Consider the following 2518-nt stretch of genomic DNA (forward strand, 5'->3'; position numbering starts at 1 on the left):
ACACTCACAGACCACACACCGCACTCGGCGGACGACCGCCGACCAGCCGACTGTCACCAACGTGACGGCTGAGTACAACTAGACCGGAGCGCGGGCGGGCTGGTCCTCGGCGGCCCGGTTGGCGGGGCTGAGCGCGAGGACGACGCACCCGCCGATCGCGAGGACGAGGCCGGCGGCGACCCCCGGTCCCATCCCGGGCGCGATGGTGTCACCGAGCACCAGGACACCGACCGCGCCGGGGACGACGACCTCGAGCACGGAGAGGATCGCGGCGCTCGGTCCCACGGCGAGCCGCTCGAGCGACCGGAGGTACCAGAGGGCGCCGACGATTCCGCAGACCACGATGCACGCGGTCATCGGCTGCCAGATCATCGCCGCGAGGCCGTCGTGGTGGTGGGACGCGCGTGCCGCGATCGCGGCCCCCGAGAACCCCAGGCCGCCGACCGCGGCGAGCGCCCACCCGGGACCCGACCGGTAGAGCGCGAGGGCCAGCGCCACGAGGACCCCGGTGGCGATCAGCATCGCGCGCTCGAACGACGCGGGTGGCTCGACGGCCGGCTGCTCGCCGGAGCCCAGGCCGATCAGGACGAGCGCACCGATCACCACACCGACGGCGACGACGTCGAGCCGCCGCAGACGCGCCTGGAGGAGGAACCGCGCACCGACGACCACGACGACGAGCATCGATGCCATGACCGACTGGACGACGAACAGCGGGAGGCTGTCGAGCGCGAGGAGCGACAGCAGGAACCCCAGGCCGTCGACGACGAAGGCCCCGACGACCAGCGGTGCCATCACGGCTGCGAGACCGTGGGCGCGGCGCGTGGCGACGGCCTGCATGAGGGTGCTGGCGCCGTAGGCCAGCGCCGACCCGACGGCGCACAGCAACGACACGATCACACGCCGCTCCGATCTGCCGTGCCGGACGACGCCGGAGCACCGCGTGCTGGGTCTCGTCGCGACACACAGACGTCGCTCGATCTCGCTCCGGGGAAACTAGCGCACCGGCGGCACGCCCGCCTCACGCCTTCTGTGGCGTGAGGCGGTGTTTCGGCCATGATGTCCCTGAGCACGCGCCCGGCGGCGCCGTGGTCGCCCAGGCAGAGGGACGACGAGCACGCGCGGACGAGCGCGCTCGGGGAGCGAGGCTCAGATGGTCGATGTCGCCCACGCGGCGGAACCCGCCACCGTCGAGGACGCGACCGGTGAGCGACGTCCCGCCTCCGGCGGCCCCCGACCCGACGACCGCTGGCCGGACCGGTTCGCCGCGCTCACGTTCGTCGCGAGCGCGTTCGTGGTCGTGGTCACCGTCGTCCCGCCGTGGCGCCGCTACTTCTCGCAGGCCGACGACGTCGTCTCCCAGCTCACGCTGCCCGTGATCCCCAACCTCGTGTACGCGGCGCTGCTGGCGACGGTCGGGATCGCGCTGCACCGCCGTATGCGCGCTGCGTGGTGGATCCTGCTGCTCTGGTGGGGGGTGCTGCCGCAGATCGGCCGGATCGGCCGGATCGTGCAGGACCCGTCGGTCGCCGACGTCGTCGGGTTCGTGCTCGTGTCCGTCGTGATCGTCGTGCTGCTGCGTGCCCGACGCCAGTTCGGGGCCCGGGCCGTCCGGGGGAGCTTCCTGCGGGCGCTGGCCGTCTTCCTCCTCGGCGGCGTCCTGACGCTGTTCGTGGGGACGGGCCTCGTGCTGCGGTTCGGGACGGAGCAGGCCGCGGGCTCGGCGGCGGGGTACACGTTCGGCATCATGCTGGGTGACATCGGCGAGGTCGGGGGCGCGTCCGGGGCCAGCGCGCCGCTGTGGGTCGCCGGCGTCGTCAACCTGCTGGCCGCCGCCACCGTCGTCCTGTCGACGGTGCTGCTGTTCCGCTCACCCGCGTTCGCCCGGACCCTCGACGCCGCCGGCGAGGCGCGCGGGCGGACCCTGCTGCGCGACTGGGGCGGCGAGGACTCCCTAGGCTTCTTCGCCACCCGCCGGGACAAGGCCGTGGTGTGGGACACCGGTGACCCGGCCACGGCGCGCGCCGGTGTCTCGTACCGCGTCGTCGGGTCGGTCTGCCTGGCCAGCGGCAGCCCGCTCGGCGACCCGCGGCACTGGGGCGAGGCCATCGAGCAGTGGCGGCGCCTGGCGCGCACGAACGGCTGGTAGCTCGCCGTCATGGGGGCGAACACCGCCGGAGCGCTCGCCTACGGCGAAGCCGGGCTCACCGCCTGGGAGATCGGCGACGGGGCGATCCTCGACATGCGCGCGTTCACCCTCACCGGCCCCGGCATGAAGGCCGTGCGGCAGTCCGTCACCCGGTTGCAGCGCCGGGGGTACACGACGCGCGTCACCCGGCACGAGGCGCTCGAGGCCGAGCAGTTCGCGGTCCTGGACGCGGCGGCGGCGCGGTGGCGGGGCGACGGCGGCGACGTGCGGGGCTTTTCGGTGGCGGTCGGGCGCCTGGGGGACCGCCTGGACGGCGACTGCGTGCTCGTCGGGGGGTTCGACGAGGAAGGCGGGCTGCGGGGGTTCCTC

1 protein-coding gene and 1 pseudogene are annotated in these 2518 nt (G+C 74.1%); one reads left to right on the forward strand and one right to left on the reverse strand.

What is annotated here, in order from left to right:
* Positions 1-78: 78 nt before the first annotated feature.
* Positions 79-900: a hypothetical protein gene (locus KVT14_RS19920; RefSeq protein WP_217617250.1), complete on the reverse strand. Its 822-nt coding sequence runs from the start codon at positions 898-900 to the stop codon at positions 79-81.
* A gap of 253 nt (positions 901-1153) precedes the next feature.
* Between KVT14_RS19920 and KVT14_RS19925 the strand changes: the two are divergent.
* A pseudogene (locus KVT14_RS19925) lies at positions 1154-2518 on the forward strand (phosphatidylglycerol lysyltransferase domain-containing protein); the annotation flags it as partial.

Origin of the sequence: Cellulomonas sp. GbtcB1, from assembly GCF_019091725.1 — a bacterium.
GTDB lineage: Bacteria > Actinomycetota > Actinomycetes > Actinomycetales > Cellulomonadaceae > Cellulomonas.